Annotated in this window: 6 protein-coding genes; 1 reads left to right on the top strand and 5 read right to left on the bottom strand. The window is 66.1% G+C overall.

All coding sequences use genetic code 11. The annotated features are described in order from the left end of the window. Positions 1-11: 11 nt before the first annotated feature. The 5 genes from TSA1_RS28780 to TSA1_RS28800 all read right to left on the bottom strand — a co-directional run bounded on the left by TSA1_RS28780 (position 12) and on the right by TSA1_RS28800 (position 4,378). Positions 12-473, bottom strand: coding sequence for an NUDIX hydrolase (locus TSA1_RS28780; RefSeq protein WP_100179279.1), 462 nt, complete (start codon positions 471-473; stop codon positions 12-14). Between the two features lie 196 nt (positions 474-669). Continuing rightward, positions 670-1,632: a lytic transglycosylase domain-containing protein gene (locus TSA1_RS28785; RefSeq protein WP_100179280.1), complete on the bottom strand. Its 963-nt coding sequence runs from the start codon at positions 1,630-1,632 to the stop codon at positions 670-672. Between the two features lie 202 nt (positions 1,633-1,834). Next, positions 1,835-2,110, bottom strand: a complete 276-nt coding sequence (locus tag TSA1_RS28790; RefSeq protein WP_100179281.1) for a hypothetical protein — start codon at positions 2,108-2,110, stop codon at positions 1,835-1,837. Positions 2,111-2,187: 77 nt separating this feature from the next. Then, positions 2,188-3,045, bottom strand: a complete 858-nt coding sequence (locus TSA1_RS28795) for a VOC family protein (protein ID WP_100179282.1) — start codon at positions 3,043-3,045, stop codon at positions 2,188-2,190. 142 nt (positions 3,046-3,187) lie between these two features. After that, positions 3,188-4,378, bottom strand: coding sequence for a urate hydroxylase PuuD (locus TSA1_RS28800; RefSeq protein WP_174719116.1), 1,191 nt, complete (start codon positions 4,376-4,378; stop codon positions 3,188-3,190). A 169-nt stretch (positions 4,379-4,547) separates the two neighbouring features. Between TSA1_RS28800 and TSA1_RS28805 the strand changes: the two genes are divergently transcribed. Beyond that, the gene (locus TSA1_RS28805; protein WP_100181389.1) at positions 4,548-5,876 is read left to right on the top strand and encodes a PQQ-dependent sugar dehydrogenase; all 1,329 of its coding nucleotides are present in this window, start codon (positions 4,548-4,550) and stop codon (positions 5,874-5,876) included. The last annotated feature ends 162 nt before the right edge of the window (positions 5,877-6,038 follow it).

The raw sequence follows: 6,038 nt of genomic DNA on the forward strand, positions 1-6,038 counted from the left end.
TGCGGTAATCTCTATTCGCCGCCGGCCAGCTGAGCCAGCCGATCGAGTAGCGGGCGCTGTCCGGCGTTGATCTTCTCCCGCGCCGTTTCGAGCGTGAACCATTCGGCGCGGTCCACCTCCGGGAAGACTTGCCGCTTGCCGCTGCGCGGCGGCCATTCCATCTCGAATGTATTGCTGCGAATGCCGCGCACGTCGATATCGAGCTCGGCTGCGAACGCGGTGACGAGCTTGCCGCCGCGCTGCTTGACTTGACCGAGCGCGGTCAGCGGCATCGTCATCTCATGGCCGAGCTCCTCGGCAAACTCCCGTCGTGCGGCGATCGCTGCATCCTCTTCGTCCGCATACTCGCCCTTCGGGATCGACCAGGCACCGAGATCCTTGTTGCGCCAGAACGGCCCCCCGGGATGAACGAGGAGGACCTCGATCTCCCGGCGTTTGCGGTAGGCGATGATCCCGGCACTCTTCGATGGCATCGCGCGTTCCGTGCTGACGGGATGACCGCCTCCCAGAGCGTTTTCGAGCGAAGTGGACACCGGTTCGCGTGAAGAAAACGCGTCAAAGCAAGAATCTAGAGCTTCGGTTCTGATTCAATCAGAACCGAAAATGCTCTAGCATAACTCAATGGCGCAGGCAGCAGGCTGCGCCATCAAGTGGCTTCCGCCTGCCGCCTCAGCTCGCCGAGCGCTCGCGTGATGCGAGCCGGACGGCGCGGGCTTTCGCGCTCTTGCCGGCCGCGCGCGCTGCAACCATGCTGCGCGCCTTGCCGTGGGCGGATGTGGTCTTCCGGAGCAGGGTTGCGAACCGCTTGCGGGAACGGCTCGTCGCCAACCGCGCGGCGAGCTGCTCGGCCTTGCGAATGAAGGCGATGGCGGAGGGCGTCAGATTGACTGGAACCCAGGCGACGTCCTTTGCCTTCGACAGGCTGCCGACCCCTTCGCAAGGTGCTTCGCGCGGCAAGTCGATCCGGATCGCAAGGGCCTCCGATCGCTCGGTCCAGTCCTCGGCCTTGGTGCCGGTGATGATGCGGACATAGTCGCGCGTCTCGCGGGGCAGCTCGCTTTCCTTGGCCAGCCACTTCTGAACGCGGCCCGGGCCCGCATTGTAGGCGGCCGCGGCGAGGCCGAGATTGCCGAAATCATCGCGCAGCTTGCGCAGGAACTTTGCCGAGGCGGGCAGCGCCTTCATGGGATCAAAGGGATCGTCGAGCCCGACTTCGGCGGCCGTCTCCGGCATGAACTGCGCGACGCCCTGTGCGCCGGCCTGGCTGACCTCGTTGGACCTGAAGCGGCTCTCCTGCCAGAGCAGGCGGGCAAAGAACGGCACGGGAATGCCGCTGGCTTCGGCAGCTTCCCTCAGCGCGGAGCAGAATTTCTCGGTCGCGGAAGCCGGAGCCTGCATGGCGGTCTCGACCGTGAGCGGCGGCCCGATCGTCTCCTCGTAGGCCGCGCGTGCATTCGCAAGTTCGATGGCCTGTACGCTTGCGAGAAAGAGCTCGACGAGGGGAACCAGAGAATGCCCGCGATCGGCCTTCGGAAGGGAGCTGTCGATGTCGTCTGCGTGCCGGGACGTCGTCGACCCGACGTCGAACATCAAGATCAGGAACGCAGCGCAAGCCGCGACGAGAAATCGCATCTCGGGAAAAGTCCTCGAACTGTGGGGGAACGACCGGCGTCGGCCGGTGACGAGGACTTCATTAACCGTAATTGCGGCGAAGCTGCGATTCCGCTGGAGAGCCGGTGTTAGTACGGTGTTCCCGCCCCACAGCGAGCGCAACGGCCCGCGGATCTACGGGGCCGCGGCGCTCCGAGCGGTATTGCAGCTCAACCAGTGGCGCTTACGCCTTCGGAAAATCCTTGCGCATCGCGATCTCGGCGGCATCGCCGGGCGACAGTACGGTCTGGTCGAAGGCGGCCTGCGGCTTCGTCATGATGTCGTAGAGCGAGATGCCCTTGATCGGCTTGCCCATCAGCTCGCGGACGCAGTCGGCGAGCGTGCCGTTGTAGACGAGATAGGGCGGACCGCGGTCCTTCTGCCGCTCGCCCTTGAGCGACGGCCACTTCTTCAGTTCGGCCGGCGCGTCATAGGCGATCGGCGATCCCTCTTTGAACATGCGTTTGGCCCCGGTGGCTTGGATCGCAGGGAATCCTAGAGCCGCCGGGTAAACATGCGTTAAAGAATTAGTTCAAATCAGCCGGTCACGAAGGCGAGCAGGGTGCCGTTGGCCTTGGCCGGCGGCACGCAGACCGCAGACCCGCTGCGCACGGCGGCCGACCCCAGCGCCTTCTCCGTCGCAGCGAGATCGCCGCTGACGAGCACCAGCGCTGCCCCGCCGCGCTCGGAGAGGCCGGCGAGCGGCACGCCGGGATAGCGCTTCCCGAGCTGCTCCAGCGTCAGATAGACGAAGTCGGCGCGATCGCCGCCGGAGGGCACGGTCACGGCGCCGTCGGACTCCGCGTTCGGCTCGCGGTCGATCAGCCGGCCGAGATGTGCAGCTTCCTGCGCCGGCTCGGGCGTTGCGATCAGCGTCTGCTTGATCCGCTTCGCCCTATTGGCGTGCTTCATCAGTTCGGGGATCCACACGGTCTCGCGCGTCTTGTGCTGGCAGGCGAAGATGCGAACGCCGCCCGGCGCCTCCGCGGTCGGCCACATGAAGGTGCGGAATTTTGCGGCCGAGACCGTGCCGTCAGGCAGCGTCACCGGCCGCTCGAAATCGGTGGGCCCGATCGGCGTCAGGCCGCGTGCGCGGATCTCCTCCGCGCCCGCGGCGGAATCGACGGCGGTGAAGGCGATGCGCTCGATGCCCTCGCCATGCTTGTCGAGGAAGGCGCGTGCCGGCGCGTTGTGCTCGGTCGCGGCGAGCACGCCGAGCAGCTCCATATAGTCGGGGTCGAACATGATGGTGTAGTTGCCGGTGCCCATATGCGCACTATGGGTGCCGCGCGGGGACACCGTGAAGCCGAGCTGCCGATAATTCTCGGCGGCCTTGTCGAGGTCCTGAACCATGACCACGGCGTGGTCGATACCGATGACGTTCCTGAGGGCCACTGTTCTTCCCCGATTGCAAACCAACTTCGTGCCGCGGCGGCGGCTGCCGGTCCTGTCTACGCCGGATAGGCGCACAAGTCATTTTCAATTCGGCGCGAGACGAGCAATTTCGTTCCGCAGAAATGATCTGTTGGCGCGGCAATCAGCGGGCCTGCTCGAGATAGGCGGCGAGGACGGCGCGCTCCTCGCGGGTCATCTCGGTGATGTTGCCCGGCGGCATCGCGCTGGACCAGGCCGCGACGCGGCCGATCAGGCGGATGTTGCGGTGGATGTGCTCGGGTGCGTCGAGCAGGATGCCTTTCGGCGCGGTGACGATCCCGGCCCAGACCGGCTCGGCTGCGTGGCACATGCTGCAGCGGGACATCACGATCTCCTCGACGTTGGCAAGCGTGACCGGTGCAGACAGCGCGCTCGTTTTCGCCGCGCGCGGACCTGCCGCGGAGAGGAAGAGGATCGCGATGACGCCCACGGTTGCCACGCCCCACACCCACCATGGCGATTTGCGGCCCGCGTGCCGCTCGTTGAAGAAGTGGCGGATCACGGGGCCGAGCGCCAGAATGATCGCGACGATGATCCAGTTGAAGCGGGTGGCGTAGAGCAGGGGATAGTGGTTGCTGATCATCAGCACGACGACCGGCAGGGTCAGATAGTTGTTGTGGACCGAGCGCTCCTTGCTGGCCTTGCCGAGCTTTGGATCCGGCGCCTGCCCGGCGATCAGGCTGGCCACGATCCTCTTCTGGTTCGGGATGATCAGGGTGAAGACATTGGCCACCATGATGGTGCCGATGATCGCGCCGATCTGGTTGAAGGCGCCACGGCCGCTCAGCACGTGGGTGAAGGCATAGGTCAGCGCGACCAGGAACAGATAGCCGCCGATCGCAAAAGGCAGCTCGCGCTGCGCAAGCCCGGTGCGGCAGGCGGCCTCGTAGAGCAGCCAGGCCAGCGCGAGGCTCGCGAGGCTGAACAGGCCTGCCTGGAACGGCGTGAGGTCGAGGATCGACTTGTCGACCAGGAACAGATCGGCCTCGAGATAGTACACCACCACCATCAGCGCGAAGCCGGACAGCCAGGTGGTGTAGGCCTCCCATTTGAACCAGGTGAGTTCGTCCGGCATCTGGCTGGGGGCAACCAGATATTTCATGATCCGGTAGAAGCCGCCGCCATGGACCTGCCAGGCCTCGCCCTGCACGCCATCGGGCAGGTTACTTCGGGGCCTGAGGCTGAGGTCGAGCGCGATGAAGTAGAAGGAACTGCCGATCCAGGCGATCGCTGCCACCACGTGCAGCCAGCGGAGCAGCAGGCCCGCCCATTCCGATATGATCGATCCCCACATGGTCTTCCCAACGATCGCGATAGTGATGCCGCAACTTGCGGCCGCGCCCATATAATCTGTCGCATCGATCGGCCGCATTTTCCAGTACGATGGTCGTGGTTGATGCCCATCGTGCGGGCATCAGCTGGCGCAGGGGCTCGTGGACGTAAAGGGTCGGGAGGATCATGAGGTGACGAGCAGAATTTCGATCGTGGTGCTGGCTGTGGGGGTGGCCGCGACCTGTGCGCAGGCGGAGCCGGCGCTGCAGGGCAAGGATGCCTATGGCGATTGGCAGGCCGACAAGCCCGGCACGGTCAGGCTGATCCGGCCGCAGGATCTGGTCCGGCCCGGCGCGACGCGCTCGGTCGCGAGCTCCTCGCGCGTGGTGCCGCGTCCGGCGGAGGCCGCGCTCCGGGTGCCCGCGGGCTTCAAGATCGAGCTGTTCGCCGATGGCTTGCGCGCGCCGCGCATCGTGCGGGTGGCGCCGAACGGCGATGTGTTCGTCGCGGAGACGCGGGCCGGAACCATCCGTGTGCTGCGCGCCGGCGAGGGTGGCAAGGTCGCGACCAACGAGGTGTTTGCCAGCGGCTTGCGCCAGCCCTTCGGCATCGCCTTCTTCCCGAACGGCGACAATCCGCAATGGGTCTATGTCGCCAACACCGACAGCGTCGTCCGCTTTCCCTATCAGGCCGGCGATCTCAAGGCGCGCAAGGCCGAGACGATCGTGCCGAGCCTGCCGCATGACGGTGGCCATTCCACCCGCGACATCGTCTTCACGCCCGACAACAAGCGCATGCTGGTCTCCGTCGGCTCGCTCAGCAACGTCGCCGAAGGTCTGGGCACGCCGCCGGGCGGGATGGAGGCCTGGTCGAAAGCGCAGCCGCTCGGCGCGGCCTGGGCCAGCGAGACCGAGCGCGCGGCGGTGCTGGCTTTCACGCCCGATGGCAAGGAGCGGAAGATCTACGCCACCGGCATCCGCAACTGCGTCGGTCTTGCGATCCAGCCTCAAACCGGTCTGCCCTGGTGCTCGACCAACGAGCGCGATGGTCTCGGCGACGATCTCGTGCCCGATTACGTCACCAGCGTGAAGGAGGGCGCCTTCTACGGTTGGCCGTGGTTCTACATCGGCAACAACGAAGACCCGCGCCATGCCGGCGCGCGGCCTGATCTCAAGGACAAGGTGACGGTGCCGGATGTGCTGATCCAGCCGCATTCGGCGTCGCTCGGCATGACGTTCTACCAGGGCACGCAGTTTCCGGCCGAATACCAGGGCGATGCCTTCGCCGCCGAGCACGGCTCCTGGAACCGCTCCAAGCGCACCGGCTACAAGGTGATCCGGATACGCATGAAGGACGGCAAGCCGACCGGAGAGTACGAGGACTTCGTCACGGGGTTCGTCGTCAGCGACACGGAGGTGTGGGGAAGGCCGGTGGGCGTGGCGGTGGCGAAGGATGGATCGCTGCTGATCTCGGAAGATGGCAACGGCACGATCTGGCGGGTGACAAGCGCGGCGCGGTGACGGTCTCCTTCGCCTCTCCCCGCGTGCGGGGAGAGGCCGGAATTTGCGCAAGCAAATTCCGGGTGAGGGGGACTCTCCGCGAGTCCATCTATCACCGACTTCGCGGAGGCTCCCCCCCCCCCCCCCCCCCCCCCCCCCCCCCCCCCCCCGGGGGGGGGGGGG

Source organism: Bradyrhizobium nitroreducens (assembly GCF_002776695.1).
GTDB classification, from domain to species: domain Bacteria; phylum Pseudomonadota; class Alphaproteobacteria; order Rhizobiales; family Xanthobacteraceae; genus Bradyrhizobium; species Bradyrhizobium nitroreducens.